Annotated in this window: 21 protein-coding genes; 17 read left to right on the top strand and 4 right to left on the bottom strand. The window is 67.9% G+C overall.

Annotated elements, in window-relative coordinates:
- Window positions 1–374: 374 nt before the first annotated feature.
- Window positions 375–896 carry a hypothetical protein gene (locus A3CU_RS53615; protein WP_063628887.1) on the bottom strand — a complete coding sequence of 174 codons (522 nt, stop codon included), beginning with the start codon at window positions 894–896 and terminating at the stop codon, window positions 375–377.
- Window positions 897–996: 100 nt separating this feature from the next.
- On the opposite strand from A3CU_RS53615, the gene A3CU_RS0125625 reads away from it, so the two are divergent.
- Complete coding sequence (locus A3CU_RS0125625) at window positions 997–1,956, top strand: hypothetical protein (protein ID WP_027944717.1); 960 nt, start codon at window positions 997–999, stop codon at window positions 1,954–1,956.
- Window positions 1,957–2,257: 301 nt separating this feature from the next.
- Entirely contained in the window at window positions 2,258–3,376 is a 1,119-nt protein-coding gene (locus tag A3CU_RS0125620) for a CapA family protein (protein ID WP_027944716.1), read from the top strand.
- Window positions 3,377–3,464: 88 nt separating this feature from the next.
- Here the strand turns inward: A3CU_RS0125620 and A3CU_RS46580 are convergent, their stop codons facing one another.
- On the bottom strand, window positions 3,465–4,337 hold the full coding sequence (locus A3CU_RS46580; protein ID WP_052372156.1) for an aminoglycoside phosphotransferase family protein: 873 nt from the start codon (window positions 4,335–4,337) through the stop codon (window positions 3,465–3,467).
- Between the two features lie 313 nt (window positions 4,338–4,650).
- Here A3CU_RS46580 and A3CU_RS0125610 point away from each other — a divergent pair, with 313 nt between their 5' ends.
- The 8 genes from A3CU_RS0125610 to A3CU_RS0125575 all read left to right on the top strand — a co-directional run bounded on the left by A3CU_RS0125610 (window position 4,651) and on the right by A3CU_RS0125575 (window position 14,521).
- Window positions 4,651–5,472, top strand: a complete 822-nt coding sequence (locus tag A3CU_RS0125610) for a peptidoglycan-binding protein (protein ID WP_027944715.1) — start codon at window positions 4,651–4,653, stop codon at window positions 5,470–5,472.
- A gap of 14 nt (window positions 5,473–5,486) precedes the next feature.
- Window positions 5,487–6,341, top strand: coding sequence for a M23 family metallopeptidase (locus tag A3CU_RS0125605; RefSeq protein WP_027944714.1), 855 nt, complete (start codon window positions 5,487–5,489; stop codon window positions 6,339–6,341).
- Between the two features lie 354 nt (window positions 6,342–6,695).
- Window positions 6,696–7,067, top strand: a complete 372-nt coding sequence (locus tag A3CU_RS0125600; RefSeq protein WP_027944713.1) for an ArsC/Spx/MgsR family protein — start codon at window positions 6,696–6,698, stop codon at window positions 7,065–7,067.
- A 511-nt stretch (window positions 7,068–7,578) separates the two neighbouring features.
- Entirely contained in the window at window positions 7,579–8,307 is a 729-nt protein-coding gene (locus tag A3CU_RS0125595) for an IclR family transcriptional regulator (RefSeq protein WP_027944712.1), read from the top strand.
- A 32-nt stretch (window positions 8,308–8,339) separates the two neighbouring features.
- Window positions 8,340–10,370: a hydantoinase/oxoprolinase family protein gene (locus A3CU_RS0125590; protein ID WP_027944711.1), complete on the top strand. Its 2,031-nt coding sequence runs from the start codon at window positions 8,340–8,342 to the stop codon at window positions 10,368–10,370.
- Window positions 10,367–12,037 (top strand): hydantoinase B/oxoprolinase family protein, encoded by a 1,671-nt coding sequence (locus A3CU_RS0125585; RefSeq protein ID WP_027944710.1) that lies wholly within the window; start codon window positions 10,367–10,369, stop codon window positions 12,035–12,037. Before A3CU_RS0125590 ends, A3CU_RS0125585 begins: the two co-directional genes overlap by 4 nt.
- 25 nt (window positions 12,038–12,062) lie before the next feature.
- Complete coding sequence (locus tag A3CU_RS0125580; RefSeq protein WP_027944709.1) at window positions 12,063–13,370, top strand: MFS transporter; 1,308 nt, start codon at window positions 12,063–12,065, stop codon at window positions 13,368–13,370.
- Entirely contained in the window at window positions 13,367–14,521 is a 1,155-nt protein-coding gene (locus A3CU_RS0125575) for an aspartate aminotransferase family protein (RefSeq protein ID WP_027944708.1), read from the top strand. The genes A3CU_RS0125580 and A3CU_RS0125575 overlap by 4 nt, the downstream gene beginning before the upstream one ends.
- 196 nt (window positions 14,522–14,717) lie before the next feature.
- Here the strand turns inward: A3CU_RS0125575 and A3CU_RS46575 are convergent, their stop codons facing one another.
- On the bottom strand, window positions 14,718–15,779 hold the full coding sequence (locus tag A3CU_RS46575; RefSeq protein ID WP_156960540.1) for a hypothetical protein: 1,062 nt from the start codon (window positions 15,777–15,779) through the stop codon (window positions 14,718–14,720).
- A 216-nt stretch (window positions 15,780–15,995) separates the two neighbouring features.
- Window positions 15,996–16,655: a TetR/AcrR family transcriptional regulator C-terminal domain-containing protein gene (locus A3CU_RS0125565; protein ID WP_027944707.1), complete on the bottom strand. Its 660-nt coding sequence runs from the start codon at window positions 16,653–16,655 to the stop codon at window positions 15,996–15,998.
- 68 nt (window positions 16,656–16,723) lie between these two features.
- Here A3CU_RS0125565 and A3CU_RS0125560 point away from each other — a divergent pair, with 68 nt between their 5' ends.
- From A3CU_RS0125560 to A3CU_RS0125530, 7 genes are all read left to right on the top strand, one after another.
- Window positions 16,724–17,671 carry a PDR/VanB family oxidoreductase gene (locus A3CU_RS0125560; protein ID WP_043842527.1) on the top strand — a complete coding sequence of 316 codons (948 nt, stop codon included), beginning with the start codon at window positions 16,724–16,726 and terminating at the stop codon, window positions 17,669–17,671.
- Window positions 17,672–17,691: 20 nt separating this feature from the next.
- Window positions 17,692–18,369, top strand: a complete 678-nt coding sequence (locus A3CU_RS0125555; RefSeq protein ID WP_027944705.1) for an MSMEG_1061 family FMN-dependent PPOX-type flavoprotein — start codon at window positions 17,692–17,694, stop codon at window positions 18,367–18,369.
- 432 nt (window positions 18,370–18,801) lie between these two features.
- Window positions 18,802–19,809: an LLM class flavin-dependent oxidoreductase gene (locus tag A3CU_RS0125550; protein ID WP_027944704.1), complete on the top strand. Its 1,008-nt coding sequence runs from the start codon at window positions 18,802–18,804 to the stop codon at window positions 19,807–19,809.
- A gap of 10 nt (window positions 19,810–19,819) precedes the next feature.
- A complete protein-coding gene (locus tag A3CU_RS0125545) occupies window positions 19,820–20,257 on the top strand; it encodes a nuclear transport factor 2 family protein (RefSeq protein WP_027944703.1) in 438 nt (145 codons plus the stop codon).
- 2 nt (window positions 20,258–20,259) lie between these two features.
- Entirely contained in the window at window positions 20,260–21,075 is an 816-nt protein-coding gene (locus tag A3CU_RS0125540; protein ID WP_245617335.1) for an alpha/beta fold hydrolase, read from the top strand.
- A complete protein-coding gene (locus A3CU_RS0125535) occupies window positions 21,072–22,010 on the top strand; it encodes a DUF1028 domain-containing protein (RefSeq protein WP_027944701.1) in 939 nt (312 codons plus the stop codon). The genes A3CU_RS0125540 and A3CU_RS0125535 overlap by 4 nt, the downstream gene beginning before the upstream one ends.
- Complete coding sequence (locus A3CU_RS0125530) at window positions 22,007–23,167, top strand: M20 family metallopeptidase (protein WP_027944700.1); 1,161 nt, start codon at window positions 22,007–22,009, stop codon at window positions 23,165–23,167. Before A3CU_RS0125535 ends, A3CU_RS0125530 begins: the two co-directional genes overlap by 4 nt.
- Window positions 23,168–23,234: the final 67 nt, after the last annotated feature.

Here is a 23,234-nt window from a genome sequence, read left to right as displayed (position 1 = left end):
CCGGTGGCGCGCAACGCCACGCCCACTAAGCAATGGGGGTCTCGGTCACGACCAGGATCGGCTGTGGCCTGAGTTGACGCATGATCCCCCTGCGGATTAGGATCTTGCCCGAGGTCATCTCCTGGCACGCTGAAGACTCGCGTGCCGTGGGTGTGATCGGTTGAGCGTCCGCTGTTGATGTGCTGGTTTTCGCGCGTCGTGCGGTGTGGTTTCTGCTGTGTGAGTTGGCCGTGGCAGAGCCCGGTGGTTCTCGGTGTGTCGAGGGCCGGATTCGGTTCGTTTTCCCTTCTGTTGATGCGGTCGATGGCCGGCTGCTGATGACCTTTTGGAGCGTAGTTTCCGATGGCGTGTATCCCGATTCGCATGCGGCTGCTTCACCCTGGCGGTGGCGGTCTGATGACCGTTGCCCGGTTGTTGCGTCGGATGCTGTGGGTGTTCGCCGCGGGAGCGGCGTGCGGGCTGGTGTTGTGGGTCTTGTGTTCGGTACTCGGTACCGCATCAGCGTCGGCGGTTAGCAACGCTTCGGCTGACGGCGGCTCGTCGTCTACGTCCAAGCCGTCGCCATCGCCATCGCCGTCACCGAAGCCGAAGGCGACGTCGACACCCAAGCCGACGTCAGGGTCGAAGACGCCGTCGATCACACCAACGAAGACACCGACACCGACCAAGACACCATCACCGAAGCCAACGCCGACATCGACACCCAAGCCAACATCAGGGTCGAAGACGCCGTCGATCACACCAACGAAGACACCGACACCGACCAAGACACCATCACCGAAGCCAACGCCGACATCGACACCCAAGCCGACGTCAGGGTCGAAGACGCCGTCGGTTGCACCGACGAAGACGCCGGCCAAGACGAAGGCCGAGTCCAAGACACCGACGAAGACCAAGACATCGTCGAAGAAGTCGGAATCGGTCTCGCTCTCGGATCACTCCACGAAGAACGCGAAACAGCTCGCCGCGCTCAACCGGAAGATCCCGCACGCCACGTTGGACGACGTCCTTAAAGACACGAACCACAAGGCCAAGGCGACCAAGAACACGCCCGTCAAGGGCGCGGTCGGCTTCAAGTGGGACAAGAAGGACGGGAAGAGCAAGAAGTGGTACCCACAGGGAGTGACCGGTGACTGGGACACCAAGCCGGGCGCGACGGGCACCAATCACAAGTTCATCGCGGTCAGCTGGTACGACAAGTCGGGCAAAAGCAAGGCGGGCACTCGGGTCACGCTGGTCAACTACGACAACCCCAAAAAACCCGTTTACCGGCATGTGCTCTTGGTGGAGCCCACCAAGAACGGCAAAAACTTCAAACCGGTGAAGAGCCACGCGGGTGGGCTGACGGTGGCCGGCGACAAGCTTTATGTCGCCGATACCAAAAAGGGTGTCCGGGTGTTCAACCTGAACAACCTGTGGCGCACCGCGCCTGGCGCGACAAAGAAGGTCGGTCTGGACAGCAACGGCAAGGCACATGCAGCCGGGTACAAGTACGCGCTGCCACAGGTCGGGTCCTACACGCCGGTGAAGAAAGACATGCGGTTCTCCAGCATCAGCATCGACCACAGCACGAACTCGCTGGTCGCCGGCGAGTACCAGAAGAAACAAGCGGGCAAACCCGCCAACGAACGCGTCGTGCGCTGGCGTCTCAACGACGATGGCACCCTACACAGTGTTGGTGGGGTAGCGAAGTCGACCGATACGCGTCGCGTCTCCCACCCCGCCATGCAGGGCGTGCTCACTCAAGGTGACAAGTCCGTGATGACCACCAGCGCTGGTCAGAAGCAGCCTGGACATATCGTGCGGGAATCGGTGGGCAAGGCCGCCAAAAGCACGTCGCTTGGGGCGGCCGGTCCTGAGGATCTCAGCTACGACCCAGAGACCGACCGCGCCTGGACCCAAACCGAGTACCCGGGCAATCGGGCCGTGTTCGGGATTCCCCACGCTTTCCGCTAATGACCGCACCAGTGCTACGTCGAGGAACATTGAACAGGTAATTCTGCACTTACCTCGGACACAAGACTCGGTGGGTGCCGACCACCCGCCCGTGGCCGGGGCGGGAACTCGCGTGACTGGAGCGGGAACTCGCGTGACTGGAGCGGGAACTCGCGTGACTGGAGCGGGAACTCACGTGACTGGGGCGGGAACTCGCGTGACTGGGGCGGGAACTCGCGTGACTGGGGCGGGAACTCACGTGACTGGAGCGGGGACACGCGCACGCGCGAGGGGGTGAGGCGGGGCTGGCAGGATGGCGGCCATGTTTGCCCGCCACGTGATCGCAATTGTCGGGGCACTGGTGCTGGTCGCCGGTTGCTCACCGAAGGCGCCCCAGTCCTCGGCCGCCACCAGTTCCCCGACCGGCGCCGCGCCGGACGACTCCGGCTTCACCCTGGTGGCCACGGGAGACCTGCTGATCCATCCGGAGCTGACCGACCAGGCGACCGCCGACGGCGGCGGCAAACGGGACTACGACCAGATCCTCGCCGGAGTACGCCCGGCGATCAGCTCGGCCGACCTGGCCATCTGTCACCTCGAAACGCCGCTGGCCCCGGCCGCCGGCCCGTTCAAGGGCTACCCGGACTTCAGTGCCCCACCGGAGATCGCGACCGCGATCGCCGACACCGGTTACGACGACTGCTCCACCGCCTCCAACCACACACTCGACATGGGCGCGGACGGCATCACCCGCACGCTCGACACGCTGGACGCAGTCGGCATCCCGCACACCGGTTCAGCCCGCTCCGCCCAAGAGGCGAACACGCCGCTCCTGCTCGACGTAGGGGGCATCAAGGTCGGGCATGTGGCTTACACGTTCGGCTTCAACGGCCGGAAAGTGCCCGCCGGGCAACCATGGCTGGCGAACACACTCGACACGGATGCGGTGCTCGCGGCAGCGCGGAAGGCACGCGCCGCCGGCGCCCAGATCGTCGTCGCGAGCCTGCACTGGGGCACCGAATACAAGCAAGACGCCACCAGCGAGCAGCAGCGCATCGCAAAGGAGCTCCTTTCGGACCCGGCGATCGACCTGATCATCGGCCATCACGCGCACGTGGTGCAGCCCTTCGAGAAAATCAACGGGAAGTGGGTGGCCTACGGGCTGGGCAACCTGATCGCGCGGCACTCGGAACCCCGTGGCACCACCGAAGAAGGGGTCATCGCGCGTTTCCACTTCACCCGAACCGGTTCGAGCTGGACGGTGGACCGCGCCGAGTACCTGCCGACGTTGATCGACCTCGGCCCACCGATCCGGCTGCGCGACCTCACCACCGACCACGAGGCCGATCCGGCGCGCGCCCGGCAGGCGCTCGCTCGGACCGACCAGATCGTCCTCAGCCGCGGCGCCGCCGCTGAGGGACTCACCCGCCCCGGGCAGTGACGTCCTACCGGCAACTACGCCAGCGGTATAGCTCCGCAGGGCGCGTGCCCACAGCTGACGACTTTGGCGCGAGCGTGGTCTGGTCGGGTCATGACCGGCCGAATCGCAAAAGGGGGCCGGGGTCGCGGCCCGTGGTAATGGCGGCGACGGCCAGCACTGGAGCGGCTACCCGGCACCAGTCGGCCAGTCGTTCGCCGTCGAACCCGGTGAGGGCGACCAGGTCGTCGATTTTGCGCGACACCGGCTGGGCGCCGTCCAGCACCCAGTCAATGGCGTCGAAGCACGGCTCACCGATGCAGCTCTTCGGGTCGATAGCGACCAGGCCCCGATCCGGCCCGCAGTCGAGCAAATTGCCGTAGTGCAGGTCGCCGTGCAGCAGGACCGTCTCGGACTGGCTCGCTACCAGCCGGTCCCTTAGCCGGCGCGCTCTGGCGATGTCCTCGAGCAGCACCACGCCGGCGATACCGTCGAGCCCGAGCTTGGTTTCGGTGCGGGCCAGGAAGTGCTCAACCCCGTCCCGCAACTCGTTGTCCACCACCTCGCGCGGGGAAGCCACGGCACCGTGCAGGCCAGACAACACCTCGGCCAGTTGGACAGCCGTCGGCGTGGTCGCGGGCCCGCCGGGCAGCCGTTCCAACAGCATCGCGCCGTGCTCGGGTGCGGACCCGAACACCCTGGGCACCCGACCGCCCAGCCGGAACGCGCGCAACACCCGCTCCTGCTCGGCGATCACGTCCAGCTGCGGAGAAAGCTTGAGCACCGCGTCAGCCCCAGACTCGGTGACGCACCCGACGGTCAGCGACGTCGATCCGTCGCGGAACATCGTGTTCAAGGTCAGCCGCCACTCCAGGGCCAGCCGTTCGGCAAGAGCGGGCGCGGCCTGTACCCAGTCGACGATCTGCGGGCCGAACCGGCGCGTCAACCGATCTGCGAAGCCGGACTCGATCACGAACTGGGGCATGGCGCCCACCGTAGGCCCGAACCCGACGACCACCCAACCGACAACCACACAGTCCAAACGCGACGATCGACAATCCAGTGCCGGCCGACCAAAACAGCAAGGTTCAAAGCTGATCTGGTGCGGCTCAGCGACGTCGGCAGGAACGAGTACGCCCGCCACGGCCGATGCCGGACGACGTGCACGCCGCGTACAGCGCGTCGTCGACGCCAGTTACACGAGCCGCCTGATCGGAGTCTTGCCAACGGCCTGCTGTCTGCACCAGACTTCCTGCAAGCTATCCACGACATATGTACATAGGTCGTGAGGAGTTCACATGGGGTTCCGTTGCGCCGGCCTCGTACTGGCAGCCGTGGCCGCGACGGCCGCCTGGGTCCCGGCGCCCGCGAACGCGGCGGCGACGGCAAACATGGCGGCCGTGGTGAAGGCCGCTCAACTCGACCCACGCAAGCCGGACACCACGCCGACCGACGGGGCGAAGGCGAGCGTGTTACTCGTCGAGCAGGCGCTGCAAGCGAAATCGCTGCTCGACGAATCCTATGTGGATGGTCACTTCGGCACGAAGACCGTCGAGGCGTACGCGGCATGGCAGCGTTCGCTCGGCTACACCGGACTGGACGCGTCCGGGCTGCCCGGCCGCACGTCGCTGCGCGCGCTCGGCGAAGGCCGGTTCACCGTCACCGACGAGCTGACCCCCGGCGCCCGCGTGACCTACCACGGCGTCACGGTCAATGAGCGCACCAAGGCCATGCTGCAAGCCGCAGAAGGATTGCTGAGCAGGCAGTTCGTGCTAACACAAGGCTCGTACAACCCCGGCGGCGACCCGGCTTCCGCAGGCACGCACGACGGCGGCGGCGTTGTCGACATCTCGGTGTCGGGCATGACCGAGGCGACGCAGACGACCGTGGTGCGCACACTCCGCCAGGTCGGCTTCGCCGCGTGGCGGCGCACCCCGTCCCAGGGCGACTGGGGCTACCACATCCACGCGGTCGCGGTGTCGGACACGGACCTGTCGCCGCCGGCACAGCACCAAGTCGGCGACTACTACCTCGGCCTCAACGGTCTCGCCAACCGCGGCCCTGACGACGGTCCCCAGGTCACGAAGGTGACCTGGGAGGAATACCAGAGCACCCACTGACGAAAGCGGAGGTCATGATGCGAGTCGGCAGGGTTCGTACGTTGGTCGTAGCGGTGGCCGGGACGCTCGGCGCCTTCGGCATCACACTGGCAGGTTCGACTCCTGCTGTTGCGGCACCGAACTTCCAGGTGCCCTTCGCGTGCGGCACCACGGTCACCGCGGCGACGTTCAGCGACCACAGCCCGCAGTACGCGGTCGACTTCCAGAAGTCAGACATCACCGGGATGCCGGTGCTCGCCTCCGCCGCCGGGACGATCTCGCGGGTGCAGAACGAAGGCGACGTCAGCTACGGCAGATGGATCGAGATCGACCACGGCGGCGGTTACACCACCCGTTACGCGCACCTGTCGGTGCAGGAGGTGTCGGTCGGCCAGAACGTCTCGCTGGGCAAGGAGATCGGCAAGGCAGGTGCGACCGGCGGGGTCACCGGCCCGCACCTGCACTACGAGCAGCGGGTCAACGGCACCGTCCGCAAGGCGATCCTCGACGGCGTCGCCGTGCCCTACTACGCGCACACCGCGTTCACCAGCCACAACTCATGCGGCGGCAACCCCTACACACCGACTCAGGTGTGCGGCTCCGGCTACTCGGTGATCGACTCGCAGGCGCTGACCGGTGGCACGGTGTACCTGCTCTTCAACTCCGCCAACGGGTACAACTGCGTCACCACGATCAAGTCGACGTCGATCGGGACCGCTTCGCCGGTCTCCGCGCACTTGCAGGTGCAGGGTTCGACGGTGGTTACCGACTCGGGCAGCTTCGCCTATTACGCGGGGCCGGTGTCTCGGGCGGCCGGGTCGACTTGCGTGCAGTGGGGCGGCTCGGTGGGGTCGTCCAGTTACACGAGCCCGTATGAGCATTGCAGCTGAGGTCACGACCGGCGTTCACGCCACCAACGTGGTTGCGGCCTGCCACCCAACGGCGGCAGGTCGTCCCTCCCCCACGAACACGTCGCTCCCTCGGCTGCAGCCGTGCGCCAGCGGTGCACGAGCAAGTCACCGAGACGGTTCCGGGCTGGCGGGCACCCCGAGCATCCGGAGTCTTCGAACTTGCCAGGCGGCCCACTCGGTAATCAGGCAGGCGATTGCCGGGCCACCCACGAAGATCCTTACAAACCCGAACCGGAAAGTTTTATCCGGAAAGCGCCACTCGAAGATCCGCCGCAATGACATACCCAACGTTCCGTCATATGGCACTCGGGTGTCGGGTACGGTGGTCCCGTGATGGAGATCTGGCTGAACCCGGCGTGTTCCAAGTGCCGTACGGCCATCACCGAGCTCGATGCGGCGGACGCGAACTACACGGTGCGTCGCTATCTTGACGTGCCACCTACCGTCGCGGAGCTCGTCGCGGTGCTCGGCCGCCTCGGGCTTGAACCGTGGGACATCGCCCGAACCGGCGAGGCCGTGGCGAAGGAGCTCAATCTGGGCGAACTGCCCAAAGACGCAGAGCACCGAGACGAGTGGCTGCGCCTGATGAGCGAGAACCCGGTACTGATCCAGCGGCCGATCATCACCGCGTCCGAGGGCACGACCGTCGTCGGCCGCGACCCCGAATCCCTCAACCGAGTCATCACCGCCGAACAAAACGCCTGAATTTCGCCCGCACCAAAGATCCGGACGACACGGACACCCACTGGTCGACCCCGTCTTCCAAGCTGCGCCCCTCCGCCCGCCGCAGCATCCTCGAATTCGAACGCGACGTTCACCACTGGATCAACGAATGGAACACCCAACCCAAAACATTCGTCTGGGCCAGAACCGCTAACCAGATCCTCAAACACCCTCGCCGCATACCGCAAACGAATTAACGACTCACGACACCGGGAGATCGTCCCGGTGAAAATGAGTTGGCAGCTCGGCGGATCCGGTTCGGCCACATGACAATGGGAAATCGCCGGTGAGAACGCTTCGTACCTCGCTGGCACTCCACGGGAGCTCTTGCGATCCGCACTCGACCTGAAGCTGGGATCGAGCGCAACGTTCGCCTTGCTTACACGAAGGAAACACGCGAGGCCTTGACCCGGCTTCGCGCGCTGTTTACCGTGTGTTCGCATCTTACGAAAGGCGTTCGTATATGTCAAACACATCGCGTACCTCAAGCACCGTGGCCACCGCTCTGCGTGTGCTGCGCCTGCTCGCCGACAACCCGGGCGGCATGGGCATCACCGAGGTCGCGCGGGCGCTGGACATCGCCAAGAGCAAGGCCCACCTGTTGCTCGCCACCCTGCTCGAGCAGGACTTCGTGGAGCGGACCGCGGACAGCCGGTACCGGCTCGGGCTGACCGCGTTCGAGGTGGGCTCGGCCGTGCCGGACGCGGCGCGGTTCGGTGGTGCCCTGATCGCGCCGATGCGCGCGCTCGCGGATCTGTGCGGCGAAGCCGTTTCGCTGGCCGTGCTGCGCAACCGCGACGCGATCATGATCCAGCGGTTCGAAACCAAGCACGTGCTGCGCGCCGAGATCGGTGTCGGCACGCGGATGCCGCTGATCAGCTGCGCGTCGGGGAAGTTCCTGCTCGCGCACATGCCCGAGGAACAGGTCGACAGCCTGTACCCGGGCGAGGTGCTGCCGCACGTGACCGTGCACAGCATCCGCACCAAGTCCCAACTCAAAGCCACGTTCCCGGAGATCCGCCGTCAGGGGTACGCCCTCAACGACGAGGAGTACGCGGAAGGGATCTCCGGCATCGCCACCGGGGTCGCGGACGGTAGCGGGCACTACGTGGCCGCGCTCAGCGTGGCCGGCCCCACCAGCCGTTTCCGTGCCGAGCAGTGGATCGAACCGCTGACGGAGGCGGCCCAGAAGATGGCCGAACTGCTCTTCAGCCGGCGCTGACCGGCTGGGAAAGACCGAGGTTGACGCTACCGATGGAAATCGTTGCTGGAATCGATGTCGGTGGCACGTTCACCGACGTGCTGCTCTACCACGCGGTGACGGGGGAACTGCGCCTGGCCAAGGTGTTCTCCACCCCCGGCCGCCAGGCGGACGGCCTGCTCACCGGACTGCGGCAGTTCGACGTGCCGCTCGCGGAACTCGACGCGGTTGTGCACGGCACGACAGTGGCGACCAATGCGGTGCTCGAGCGCAAGGGATCGCGCACCGCGCTGGTGACCACGCGGGGCTTCCGCGATGTGCTGGAGCTGCGCAGGCGCGACCGGCCCACGACTTACGGGCTGACGGGGACCTACCGGCCGTTGGTGCCGCGGAGCCGGTCGTTCGAAGTGGACGAACGGGTCGACGCGCAGGGGCGGATCATCGAGCCGCTGTCTCCCGAATCGGTTCACCGGGTCGCGGCAGACCTGCGGGAATCCGGAGTGGAAAGTGTGGCGGTCTGCCTGCTCAACAGCTACACCAACGCCGACCACGAGCGGTCGCTCGCGCATGAGCTGCGCCGGTTGCTGCCGGACGTCGAAGTGACCGCGTCCTACGAGGTGTGCCCCGAGCCGGGTGAGTTCGAGCGGGCGACGACCACGGTGGTCAACGCGTTCGTCCGCGCCCCCATGTCGCGCTACCTGGGCGCGGTGCAGGAACGCCTGGCGGCCGAGGGGTTCGCCAGGGACGTGCAGGTGATGCAGTCCAACGGCGGTCTGATCCCGGCTCGCCGCGGCGGCGAGCTCGCGGTCCGCACCCTGCTGTCCGGCCCGGCCGCGGGCACGGTCGCGGCAGCCGCGTTCGGCGAGGCCGCCGGCCTCCCGGACGTGATCTCCTGCGACATGGGCGGCACGAGTTTCGACGTCGCGCTGATCCCGGGTGGCCGTCCGGCGGTGACCGCGGAAAGCGCCATCGACTACGGCGTTCCGATCAAGGTCCCGATGATCGACATCACCACGATCGGTGCGGGCGGCGGCTCGATCGCCTCGGTCGATCGCGCCGGGATCCTCCAGGTCGGCCCGGAAAGCGCCGGTTCCGACCCGGGCCCCGCATGTTACGGCCGGGGCGGCACCCGCCCGACGGTCACCGACGCCAACATCGTGCTCGGCCGGATCGCGCCGGAGCAGCGGCTGGGCACCCAGGACGGTTTCACGCTCGACCGGGACGCGGCCGTGGCAGCGATCCGCGTGCACGTCGCCGAACCACTCGGGCTGGACGTGACGGCGGCGGCGCTGGCGATCATCCGGTTCGCCAACGAGAAGATGGCCAACGCGATCCGCATGGTCAGTGTCGACAAGGGACACGACCCGCGCGAGTTCGCCCTGGTCGGCTTCGGCGGTGCCGGACCGATGCACGTCGCCGAGCTGGCGAAGGCCGTCGGCGCCACCACCGTCCTGGTCCCGCCGCACCCTGGGGCGCTGTCCGCGTACGGCTGCTTGATCGCCGACGTGAAGTACGACTACGTCACCGCGGTCGGGTCCGAAGTGGACGACTGCACCGCGGGCGGGATCGAGCGCACCCTGGCCGACCAGGCCGAGCTGGGCCGCAAGACACTGGAGGCCGACGGGTTCACCGACGCCGACATCACCGTCGAGCACATCGCCGAAATGAGCTTCAGCAAGCAGCTCTACTCGATCCGCGTTCGGCTGGGCAGCGAGCGGGACGGGTGGACCCCGGAGCGGCTCACCGAGGAGTTCCGCCGCGAGTACCTCGCGATCTACCAGGGCCGCAACCCCTCCGGCGCGATCCGCGTGATCAGCCTGCGCACCGTGGTGACCGGCCGGCGCAAACCCGTGAACCAGGTGATGGCCACCTCCTCGGAGCACCCGGAACCCACGGAGCGGACCGTCGTCTTCGCCGACGGCAGCCACCCGGTTCCCGTGCTGCGCCGCGAATCCTTCGTCCCGGGCCAGACCCTGCACGGCCCGGCGATCGTGGAACAGAGCGACACCACGATCGTGCTTCCCCCGGCAACATCCGCGACCGTTCACGAGAACGGAAGCCTCATCGTGAAGGTGGCATCGTGACCGAACTCGACCCGCTGTCCATCGCCGTCATCCGCGGCAGGCTCGAACAGATCGCGGACGAGATGGACACCGTCTTCGAACGCATGGCGTTCTCCCCGGTCATCTCCGACGCCTGGGACCGTGCCGACGGCATCTATTCGGCGACCGACGGCAGCATGATCGTCCAGGGCAACCGCGGGTTGCCGATCTTCGTGGGCACCATGCAGTACACGGTCGCGAGCGTGATCGCCGGCGCCGGTGAACTCGCGCCGGGCGACACGTTCATCGTCAACGACCCGTTCGCGGGCGGCACCCACATCATGGACACCAAGATGGTGCGGCCGTTCTTCTACCGCGGGGAACTGTTCGCCTACCTTGCCAACACCGGGCACTGGCCGGACCTCGGCGGGCGCGTGCCGGGCGGGTTCGGGGCGGCGGCCACCGACTGTTACCAGGAGGGCTTGCGCCTCCCACCGGTGAAGCTGTTCAGCGGCGACGAGCTCAACGCCGACATCGTCGCGATCCTGCAGACCAACTCCCGCCTGCCCGAAGACGTGCTGGGCGACATCGACGCGCAGGCGACCGCGTTGCGCGCCGGCGAGGCCCGCCTGACCGAACTGCTCGACGAGTACGGGCCCGAACTGGTCAGCTCGGTGATCGACGCGCTGCGCGAGCGGTCCGCACGGCAGATGCGCTCGCACATCGCCGAGATCCCCGACGGGACCTATCGCTTCGTCGAGGAGATGGACAACGACGGAATCACCGACGAGGTGCTCCGCGTCGACGCGCGGATCACCGTCGCCGGGGACGAGCTGACCATCGACTTCAGCGGGTCCTCCGCGCCCTGCCAGGGGCCGATGAACTCGGTCTACGCCGCGACGGTGTCGAGCAGCATCGTCGCGATCAAGCACCTGTTCCCGGACATCCCGATCAACTCCGGCATCTTCGAACCCATCACGTTCGTCATCCCGGAGACCGTCTTCCTCAACGCCAAACCCCCGCGGCCGGTCGCCGGGTGTGCGGCCGAGACCAGCCAGCGCATCATCACCGCGGTCATGGGCGCGCTCGCCGAAGCCGCCCCCGGTCGCGTCCCGGCGGGATCGTCGGCCACCGTCAACAATCTCTCCATCGGCGGCGTACATGAGGACGGCACCCCGTTCGTGCTGTACGTGTTCCTCGGCGGCGGCTACGGCGGCCACGCGAGCGGCGACGGGCTGTCCAACGGCTGCTCGCTGATGAGCATCGGCCGCGTGCAGTCGATCGAGACCCTCGAGCAGCGCTACCCGCTCCGCTTCCGCCGGTACGGCCTGCGCGACGGCTCGGCCGGCCACGGCAGGCATCGCGGCGGGTTCGGTGTCCACTTCGAGTTCGAGTTCACCGCCGCCGAGGGTCAGGCCAGCCTGCTCGGCGACCAGGCCAAGACCGCTCCGGTCGGCCGCGCCGGCGGCACTCCCGGGCAGACGTCGTCGCCGTGGTTCCGCATCGACGGCGAGCAGGTCACGCTGCCGATGATCAGCAAGGGCGAGAACGTCTCGCTGCGCGCCGGCGACATCGTGTGCCTGCGCACCCCGGGCGGCGGTGGGTACGGGCCGGCCGGCGAACGCGACCCCGGCGCGGTCGCCGCCGACATCGAACACGGCTACCTCGACCAGGAGACCGCCCACCGGATCTACGCCCCCACCGCCTAGCCCCTACTCCCCCGCTGGAGAAACCATGTCCGAAACAAGCACGGACACTCCCATCCGCAAGGCGATCCTCGGCAGCCTCGTCGGAACCACGCTGGAGTGGTACGACTTCTTTCTTTACGGCTCCGCCGCGGCACTCGTGTTCAACGAGGTCTTCTTCCCGACCTTCGACCCGCTCACCGGCACCTTGCTGTCGTTCCTGACCTTCGCGATCGGGTTCATCGCCCGGCCCGTCGGCGGCATCCTCGCCGGACACTACGGCGACCGGTTCGGCCGCAAGAAGGTCCTGCTGTTCACCGTGTCGCTCATGGGCGCCTCGACCGTCCTCATCGGACTGATCCCGAGCTACGCCACGATCGGCGCCGCCGCGCCCGTCCTGCTGATCCTCGTCCGGCTCGCGCAGGGTTTCGCGCTCGGCGGCGAGTGGGCCGGCGGCGCGCTGATGATCGCCGAACGCGCGCCGTCCGCGCGCCGGGGCTTCCTCACCAGCTTCGTGCAGGTGGGCGTCCCGATCGGCACGCTGGTCAGCACCGCCGTGCTGTACCTGATGTCGGGCGTCCTCTCGCGCGAGGCGTTCGTGCAGTGGGGCTGGCGGGTGCCGTTCCTGCTGTCCATCGTGGTCGTGCTCATCGGCGTCTACATCCGGCGCCAGGTCGGCGAATCACCCGTGTTCGAGAAGACCACCACCGAACGCGCCCCGATCCTGACCCTGCTCAAGACCCAGCCGCTGGACGTGCTGCGGGTCATCGGCATCCGGGCAGGCGCCGACATCGTCTACTACCTGCTGGTCACGTTCCTGCTCACCTACGTCACGACGACCCTCGGGCTGCCGCGCGGCGTCGGTCTGCTGGCCACCCTCGTCGGGGCGGGCATGCAGTTGTTCACCTATCCGGCCTTCGCCGCGCTGAGTGACCGCTACGGCCGCAAGAAGGTCACCATCTTCGGTGCCCTCGGCGCGATCGCGTGGATGTTCGCGTTCTTCCCCCTGGTCGACACCAAGAGCACCGGCCTGATCGTCCTCGCGGTGATCGGCGGCCTGTTCTTCCACTCCGCGATGTATGGGGTGCAGGCGTCGTGGATCTGCGAACTGTTCGACACCCGGCACCGCTACAGCGGTGCCTCGCTGGGCTACCAGTTGTCCGGGATCGTCGGCGGCAGCCTCGCGCCGACCATCGCGGTGGCGCTTCTGCGCGTGTCGGGCTCCACCACACTCGTGGTGGTCTACGTGTGCGCCGCGCTCGCGCTGGTGCTCGTGACCGCGCTGCTGACGCGGGAGACCCGCGGCGGCGACCTGCAAGATTCGGGCTCGGTGGCGAAGGTGAGGAGTGCGTCATGAGCGTCGTGGACCGGGCCCGGCGCGTTCTGCCGGGCGGCAGCACCCGGACGACACTGTTCGTCCCGCCACATCCGCCCTACGCCGTCCGCGGCGAGGGCGCGATCGTCACCGACGACACCGGTCACCAGGTGATCGACTGCAACAACAACTACACCTCGCTGATCCACGGGCACGCCCACCCGGAGATCCTCGACGCGGCGACCGATGCTGCCCAATGTGGCACGGCGTTCGGTCTGCCGACGCACTCGGAGGTCGCGCTCGCCGAGCACCTGCGCGACCGCACCGGAATCGAGCAGTGGCGGTTCTGCAACTCGGGCACCGAGGCGGTGCTCATGCTCCTGCGCGCGGCCCGGGCGCACACCGGCCGCGACCTGATCGTGCGGTTCGAGGGCAGCTATCACGGCACCGGGGACGCCGTCGTCTCCCCCACCGCGCCAGGGGTGGTGCCCGGCTCGGTGCTCGTCCTGCCGCAGAACGACCTCGGCGCGCTGACCGCCGCGATGCGGGAACACGGGGACCGGGTCGCGGCGGTGCTGATCGACCTCATGCCCAACCGGGCGGGCCTCATCCCAGCGGACGCCGGGTACGTGGAAGCGCTTCGCGACCTCACGCGGCAGCACGGCGCCCTGCTCGCGATCGACGAGGTCATCACCTTCCGGCTGCGTGAGGGCGGGCTGCACCAGGTGTACGGCATCCAGCCGGACCTGGTGTCCGTGGGCAAGGTCATCGGCGGCGGCTTCCCCGTCGGTGCGATCGGGGGCAGCGCCGAAGTACTGTCACCGTTCGTCCCCGCACCGGGGGCTGTGTCGTGGGGCGGCACCTTCAGCGCGAACCCGGTCACGATGGCGGCCGGCCTCACCGCGCTGCGCCTGTTCGGTCCCGCGCAGATCACGGAACTGAACCGTCGTGGCGACGAGTTGCGGTCCCGACTGCGGGCGGAAGGTGTCGAAGTCAACGGCTCCGGCTCCCTGCTCCGGTTGAGGACAGCCGATCCCACGGAACTGTGGTGGAGCCTGTACCGGCGTGGTGTCCTCGCCGGCACCAACGGCCTGCTCGCCCTGTCCACGGCCATGACACCGGCCCACCTCGACCAGATCGCCGAAACGGTCACGGCCGTGCTCGGGCGCGACGGAGCCGGGCAGCAGCGTTGATGTGGTGCCAGTCCGACGGCCGACCGTCGGACTGGCACCCGTCCCCAGGTGTCTCGTCAAGGCCCGTGGCGCTGGGCGGGCCAGTGTGGCGTCAGGTCGACGAACCGCGTCGCAAGGAAGCGAAGAGGACTCGCAGAATGCGTTCACTGGATGATCGGGACGCCACGAGACACCGACAATCGTGGGGTGAGAGGCTTCAGCGCCTCGCGATCTGCAACCACCGGACCGCGTTGCCACCCGAACTGCCGGTAATCACACCAGCGTCGTTGATCGCCGTCGCGAAGCTGATGGTGCCCTCCGGCAGGGCGGGCAGGGTGCCCAGGTCGGTGACCGCTCCCGCCGGCGCCCACAAGGCTGGGTGGAAATGTCCGTCAGCGGTCTCCGACTCGCCCACGACAGTGCCGTCGGCAGCGATCGCGTGGACTTGGCTCTGGGGATCGGGCGAACCCGGGAAGCCGCCGAGATCGGTTACAGTTCCGTCCACGTTCCAGCGAACCGCGTGGTTGACACCGTGTCCTGCCTGAAAAATCCAGATCTCACCGGCGATGGCGCCGCTGTCGTTGATTCCCTCGGCGCTGCTGTTTTCACCACCAGGCAGCGACGGAAGCTCGTCGATGGAGCCGTCGGAATTCCAGCGAACCGCCCGGTTGCCGGAAATCGGGCTGCGGGACCATCCGACGATCGTGCCGTCACGATTGATTTTCAACGCACTGCTGGCGACGTCGCCGGGCAGGGTGCCGAGGTCGGTGGCGGTGCCGTCCGGAGCCCAGCGCACGGCATGGCCGGTGGAGATTGACAGCGAGTCGGAGCAGTGTCCGGCGGCCACGCCGTTGTCGTTGATGGTCTCGGCCGTGCAATAGGTCGTTCCGGCCGGCGTGGCGAGTGCGGTGATCGTGCGATCGGGTGCCCAGCGCACGGCGTGGCGTCCGTCCGGATAGGACGAGCTGCCCACGATCGTGCCGTTGGTGTTGATCGCGGTGGCAGCGCTGCCGGTGTCACCGGGGAGGGTGCCCAGATCCTCGGCAGTGCGGCCGGTTGCCCAGCGAGCCGCATGTGACGTGGTGGCGGTGTTCGACCAGCCGACGACCACACCGGCTGCGTTGATTCCCCATGCCCCGCTTGCCGTGCCACCCGGGAGCGCGGCGAGCCGCTCCATGACCAGGCCAGCCGATGCCTGCACCGGTATGGACATGGCCAGCGTTCCGGCGACGGCCAGCACCAGGGCGCGAATCAGGTACGGTCTTCGTCTGCTCTGCACAGAATATTCCCCTTCAGCTCGAATTGGGTCACCTCCGGCGGAGTGGGGTGAGAGGCGACCCCGCGTGATCCGCTGCTGACCTTAAGCGATCACGATCTCGGTTGCCACGCTTTTCCTTGGCGGCAGGCGCGGCCTCGCATTGCGGTGACGGCCATGGCCACGCCCAGCAGGTACAGACCTCCGGCGAGCCGGGGCCAGCTGTGGGGTTTTCCGGTCTCAAGGGCGGACGGGCCCGGACAGGTACCGCCGCACTCCTTCGACAAACAGCTCCAGACCGAAATTGAACCTGGCGTCGAAGTCGAACAGCCGCCAGGCCGGGCCGGCGGCAAGGTGGCGGTAACCGCCGGCCGAAACGGCGCCCGCGAGGATGTCGGCTTCACTGCCATCAGCACCCTGCTGTTCGAGAGTTTCGCCCAGCACGAAACAGAAAACCGAACTGGCGGCCCACATGGCCGATTCGCCGGGGAGGCCGGAGTCCTGCATACAGCCGACGAGAGAGTCGATGAACGACAGGTTGTTTCGCTTCGCCGCGTAGTTCCCGCCGACTATGCGCGCCCCGTCACGTTGCGCCAGCAACGCCGACCGCAGACCGGAGGCAAGCCCTTTCACGCGGCTTGTCCAGTCGGAATCGGCCGTGTCCTGCGACGCCAGTGCCCGCGCCAGGATCGTTTCGGCCATCTCGTCCAGAAGCGCGTCCTTGTCGGCGAAAAGCCGGTAGATCGTGGGCAGGTGCGTGTCGAGTCTTTCGGTCAGCCGCCTCATCGTGAGCGACTCCAGGCCGCCCTCGTTGACCTGGTCGAGTGCTGCCTGGACCACTTTTCCGCCACGCAAGGCCGCCACCGTGCCTCGCTCGCGACCTTTCGGCTTCGTTGACACGTTAACAACGTTAGCACTAGACTTCCGCAGCTATCGAGTAACGTTGTTAACGCGGGAGTGTGCTTCGGATGAGTACCGTCGAGCACGAGGTGATCGTCCGGCAGCTGCGCTGGGAGGCGGACGGCGTGTTGTCGCTCGAACTCGGGTCGCTCGCCGGGGATCCGTTGCCACCGTGGGATCCGGGCGCGCACGTGGACCTCGTGCTGCCGACCGGGATCGAGCGGCAGTACTCGTTGTGCGGCCCGGTCGGCGACCGATCCCGCTACCGGCTGGGAATCCGGCGCGAGCGAAGGAGCCGCGGCGGCTCGGAGTACGTGCACGCGTTCCTGCGTCCCGGCCAGCGGCTGGTGATCAAGGGTCCGCGCAACAACTTCCGTTTCCGGCGTGCCGATTCCTACCTGTTCATCGCGGGCGGGATCGGGATCACGCCGCTCCTGCCCATGGTGCGCCGGGCGGAAAGCCTGGGCGTGGACTGGAAACTGCTCTACGGCGGGCACACCGAGGCGTCCATGCCGTTCCGGCACGACCTGTCGAAGTACGGCGAGCGCGTGCGCTGTTATCCCTCGGACAAGGTGGGCCGCATCCCGCTGCCGGAGGTGCTCGCGGAGTTCCGGCCTGGGCAGGAGGTCTACGCGTGCGGTCCCGAGTCGCTGATCTCCGATCTGCAGGATGCCACGGCGCACTGGCCCGCCGACACCGTGCACTTCGAGCGCTTCAAGGCACGGGCGCGCGCGTCGACCGCGGAGGACATTCCGTTCGAGGTGGTCTGCGCGGCCTCGAACAAGACGGTCAGCGTGCCGGCCGGCCGGAGCATCATGACCGCGATCGAGGAGGCCGGCATCGCCACGCCGTCGTCGTGCCGTTCCGGCATCTGCGGCTCGTGCGAGACCGCGGTGCTCGACGGCGTTCCCGAGCACCGCGACGAGATCCTCTGCGAAGCCGACCGGGCGGCCGGGGACCGGATGTTCATCTGCGTGTCCCGCGCGCGGACACCGCAACTCGTTCTCGATCTCTGAACCAGGTAAGGAGAGCTGAGATGACCGCAGTCCAGACCCGTACCGCGGCGGACTCGTATCAGCCGATCACCATGGAGCGGGTACGAGAGATCGTCGGGTTCCCGGAGCCGTTCATCGCGGAGAAGAAGGAACCCAGGCTCGGCGAGTTCGCCGCGCGGTTCATCGCGCACAGCCCGTTCTTCTGCATGTCGACGGTCGGCGGCGACGGCCAGGTCGACACGAGCCCGAAGGGCGATCCGCCCGGCTCGGTGCGCATCCTGGACCCGTGGACGCTGGCGATCCCCGACCGTCCCGGCAACAAGCTCGCCGACACCTTCGAAAACATCAGCCGGAACCCGGTGGTGGGGCTGGTTTTCTTCGTGCCGGGGCTTCGAGAGGTGTTGCGGGTCAACGGTGACGCGTTCATCACCGACGACGCCGGACTGCTCGACATGCTGGGTGCGGACGGTAAACCCGCCGTGCTGGCCACGATCGTGCGCATTCGCGAGGTGTTCGGGCAGTGCGGCAAGGCGGTCATCCGGTCGAAGCTGTGGGAAGGCGACAAGCGGGGCCTGGCGGACGCCGTGTTGCTGGGCGGGGACTACTACACCATGACCATCGCCGAGAACGCCAAGAAGATGGCGGAAAACCTCGGCGATCTGGTCAGCGGCGGCCTGCACACCATCATCGACGACCACTACAAGCACACGCTCTACTAGAAGCGCTGTCCTGATCAGACAGGGCACCTTTCGCCGCCGGCTCGGTTTTACCGGCCGGCGGCACGATGACCAGAGCCGAGCCGAGTAGTTCGGCGTGACGTACGAGCTCTGAAATACCTGCGGCGGTCAGCGTGACCGCAGCGTCTTGTCCTCCAGCGCCCTCGTGCCTGCCACCAGGCGCGCGCCGTCGCGCCCCGAAAAAGCGTGCGTTGATCGTCGGCACCGCGGCCGTCGTTCTCGTTGTGAAACCGCCGAAACAGGCAATCGAGTGAGGCGCGGTCAGCACAGTGTCCACAGTGGAGCGCTTTGTGCACGGCGCACAGCCGTCCGGTCCGGGGTTCGTCACCGTGCCCGAAGCGCACAGAGCCCACCGGTTCGTAGCGTCGAACACCGACGTTGGAATCCGGCCCGTACCACAGGGGAGCCCGTCCCATGACCCAACCCGCGCGCAGCCGGCTGGGCGTGCTGCTCGGCAGCACCACCCCGCCAGAACAGATCGGCAAGCAGTCCGGGGCCGTGGAAGCCGCCGGCTACGGCGAACTGTGGCTCCCGGAGGATTACTTCTTCCTCGGTGGCGTGGCGGGTGCCTCGCTCGCCCTCGGTGCCACGTCACGCATTCCGGTGGGTATCGGCGTCGTCTCCTCGGTCGTGCGCCATCCGGCGCTGCTCGCCATGGAAATCGGCACCCTTGCCCGCGCCTACCCCGGCAGGCTCATCCCCGGCATCGGACACGGCGTGCCCGGGTGGACCGCGCAGATGGGGCTGACCCAGAAGTCGCCGATGAGCGCACTGCGCGAAACGCTGACCAGCGTCCGTGCGCTGCTGGCCGGCGAAACGGTCCACGACGAGGGGCGGTTCGCCACCTTTCGCCAGGTCGCGCTCACCCACCCGGTCCCCGAGCCGGTCCCGCTGTTCACCGGGGTGCTCGGCGACAAGGGCCTCGAACTGACCGGGCAACTGGCCGACGGCCTGCTCGTCAGCGCCCTTGCACCGGTCGAGTACGTCCGGGCCGCGCGGCGGAAACTCGACGCGGCGGCCGAGGCGGCCGGGCGCGACGAGCACATCACGATCAACGTGCTGGCCGCTGCCAACGTCACGCGCGACCCGAACCGGGTGGTCGCCACGAGAGAGGCACTCAGGGCGGCACTGGCCTTCTACCTCGCCGCGTCGGGCCCCGGGCCGCTGTTCGACGCGGTCGGTGCCAACGAACAACTCGCGGACATGCTCTCCCGCGGCGGTCTGGACACCGTTGCCGCGGAGATGCCTGACGAATGGATCGACGTCTTCGGCGTCGTGGGCGACCAGAACAAAGCGCGGGCGCGTATCGGCGAGTACCTCGACGCCGGTGCGGACAACGTCACCATCGCCACCGTGGTCGCAGACGGAGCAGACGAGACCCTCACCGCCGTCGGTGAACTCACCGGTGAATTCACTTACTGAAAGGGAAATCATGAGCACTGACCTCGAGCAGATCCTCGAAGTGCACAAGGGCTGGTACGAGACGAACGTGGGCCTCGTCGCCGACAAGATGCTCGCGTACTTCCCGGAAGGTGACGGGTACCACCAGTTCAACCTCAATGGCCACACCTACCACGGCGTGCTGGACAAGCATCGCCTGTGGGTCAACTCCGCGAAGATCGGGCTGGACATCACCGCGATCAGGGACACCGTCGGGCCCGACGTCCAGGTGTTCGGCGACGTCGCGCTGCTCACCGCCGAGGGCGTCGCGGATCTCCTCATGCCCGGGGAGTCCGAGTCGGTGCCCACCCCGTTCCGCACGACCGAGTTCTACCGGCGCGATGACGGCAAGGGCAACGCCGTCTGGCGGATCTGGCACATGCACTGCAGCGTCATGGACCAGCAGATGCCCAAGTACGGGACGGAATGACGATGGCGCTGGAACGTGTGAGCGTCAAAGGGGAAACGGGCCGGTTGTCGGTGTTGCGTACCACTGACGACCGCCCCGGCACCCCGCTCGTACTGGTTCACCCCATCAACTCCGCCGCAGTGGTCTGGACCGAGGCGGCGGAGCGCCTGGACCGGCCGGTCGTTGCACTGGACCTGCGTGGGCACGGGCTCTCGGGCCAGGTGGGCCCGTTCACCGTCGAGGACGGTTACGTCCTGGATGTCCTCGCCGTCCTCAACGGCCTCGGGCTGGACCGGGTGCATCTCGGCGGCGGTTCGCTCGGAGGCACCATCTCGGTGGCACTGGCCGCGCTGTGCCCGCAACGGGTCCGCAGTGTCACGGCATTCGGCTCGACCCTGGGCACCGGGGCACCGCCCGAAGCCATCGACGCAATGGTGACCGAACTCGAGGCCAAGGGGACCGTCGGATACTTCGCGGACCTCGTGCCGCAGATCGTGGGTTCGGCACATCGGGAGTCCTCCCGGATCCGGGCGGTGATGGCGGAGGCGGTCGGCACCCGGCCAGAAGCGGTGATCGCCCGGATCCTGCACGGAGCCTTCGGTGCGGACATCCGCCATCTCACCGGCAAGGTCGCGGCCGCAGGCATTCCGGTGTTCGCGGTGGCCGGAACGGAGGATCCGACCTGTCCGCCCGCGATGTCGCAGGAAATGGCCGAGGCCACCGGGGGCGGCGCGATGACGCTGCCGGGGGTGGGTCACCTGCCGATGCTCGAAGAACCGGAGCAGGTGGTGGACATCCTGCGGGAGCACATCGCGAAGGCCGAGGGGGCGGGCGCGTGACGTACTCGATCGTCGCGCGAGATCCGGCCACCGGTCAGCTCGGCGTCGGGGCCCAGACCCACTTCTTCGGTGTCGGCGCGTTGCTGCCGTGGGCGGAGGCGGGTGTCGGGGCGGTCGCTACCCAGGCGTTCGTCAACGTCGATCATGGACCGCGCGGCGTGGAGTTGCTGCGCGCCGGCGCATCCGCATCGGCCACAGTGGACATTCTGATGGCCGGTGACCCCGATTCCCGATACCGCCAGCTGGGCGTCGTCGACGCCGCGGGCTCGGCCGCCACGTACACCGGGAAATCCTGCGCGCCACACGCCGCCAGCGCTTCGGGACACCAGGTGACGGTGCAGGGAAACATGCTCGGCGCACCGGATGTCTGCCATGCCGCACTCGCCGCCTTCGAGTCCGGCGAAGGTGATCTCGCCGACCGGATCCTGGCCGGGCTCCGGGCTGGGGAGGCGGCCGGAGGTGACGTGCGCGGTGCACAGTCAGCCGCGCTGCGAGTGGTGTCGGGTCATCGCGGCCCGACACCGTGGAAGGAGGTGATCGTCGATCTGCGGGTCGACGACCATCCCGACCCTCTGGCCGAACTGTCGCGGCTGTTGCCCCGTTCGCGTGCGTTCGGTGCCGTCGGTGGGGTGATGTTCGCGCGCGGGCTGACCCTCGGGCCGTTCGAGGGAGTCGAACCAGAGGAGTTGGACGAACGCCTGCGCACGCTCGCGGCCGCGGCGGAGGTCATCGGGCCGGACAATCGCGAAGCCGACTTCTGGCGCGCGGTGCTGCTCGCTCGCGCCGGACGACACGGAGAGGCAGCCGACCTCTTCGCGGAGGTCGTCATGTTCCGGCCGGCGCTGTTGCGGTTCGCCGAAGGGCTCGCCCCGCTGGGCTTTCTCGACAGCGAGGCACTCGCCGCGATCACCTCTCGCGCCAGGGAGCTGGTATGAGCGCCGAGGCGGCCGCGGCCGCCGTCCGTACCGACCGCGTGACCGCGCTGGCCGCGGAGCTGATTCGGTGCGACACCAGGAATCCCCCCGGCGGCGAGCAACCGGCGGTCGAACGGTTGTCCGTGGTACTGCGCGAACTGGGCGCGGGCATCGAGGTCGTCGAGCCGGAGCCAGGGCGGCCGTCCGTACTGGCCCGCGTCGGCTCCGGCGACGGCCCCACCTTGTTGGTCAACGGCCATATCGACGTCGTTCCCGTGGCCGAGGCGGACTGGTCCGTGCCACCGTTCGGCGGGCATGTGCGAGATGGCCTGCTCTACGGCCGGGGCGCCTGCGATATGAAAGGCGGGATCGCCGCGGCGCTCGAGGGGCTGCGGGCCTGCCGTGAGGCCGGCGTTATACCTCCGGCCGCCATCGCGTTCCACCTCGTGGCCGACGAAGAGACCGGTGGTCGGGTGGGCACCGAAGCTCTGGTCAAGTCCGGGCTCGTGAAGGCCGATGCCGCGGTGGTGCCCGAGCCCAGCGAACTGAAGGTGGGGGTGGCTGAGCGAGGCTCGCTGATGGCCGAGATCGTCGTACGCGGCCGCGCCGCGCACGGCAGCGATCCCGCCGCCGGGCGTTCCGCGGTGGCCGACGCCGCGCGGATCGTCTCCGCCCTGCACCTCGCCGACTTCGGCATCGACGCGCATCCGTTGCTGGGCTCGCCCACCTGCAACGTGGGGACGATCGCGGGCGGCACCGCGGTCAACATCGTGGCCGCCGAATGCCGGTTGCGGGTCGATCGCCGGGTCTTGCCAGGCGAGACCCGCGAAGAGGCGCTGGCGACGGTGACCCGGCTGATCGACGCGGCGGGCGAGTTCGACTACGACGCGACAGTGCTCGCATTCGCCGAGGGATCCAAGCTCGACGCGGGGCACCCGTTCATCACCGAAGTACGGCAGGCCGCGGAACACGCGCCGGTGCGGGGGCTGAAGCTCGGCACGGACGCACGGTTTCTCCGCAACCAGCTTGGCATCCCGTCCGTGGTGTACGGCCCCGGCTCGATGACCGTCGCACATACCGCCGACGAGTACGTGCCGGTCGCCGAACTGGCCACGGCCGCCCGCACCTTCGCCAGGCTGTACGCGACTTTTCGGGGAGTGACCAGCAACGACGGCTAGAGGTGATCTGGTAGGACTGCTGGCCAAGGCAAGTCGCACACGCGCCCCCCGAAGGTAGCCGATGTCG

Source organism: Amycolatopsis taiwanensis DSM 45107, assembly GCF_000519205.1.
GTDB lineage: Bacteria > Actinomycetota > Actinomycetes > Mycobacteriales > Pseudonocardiaceae > Amycolatopsis_E > Amycolatopsis_E taiwanensis.
The sequence above is the reverse complement of the archived record's forward strand: the minus strand, read 5'-3'. Positions and strand labels throughout refer to the sequence as shown.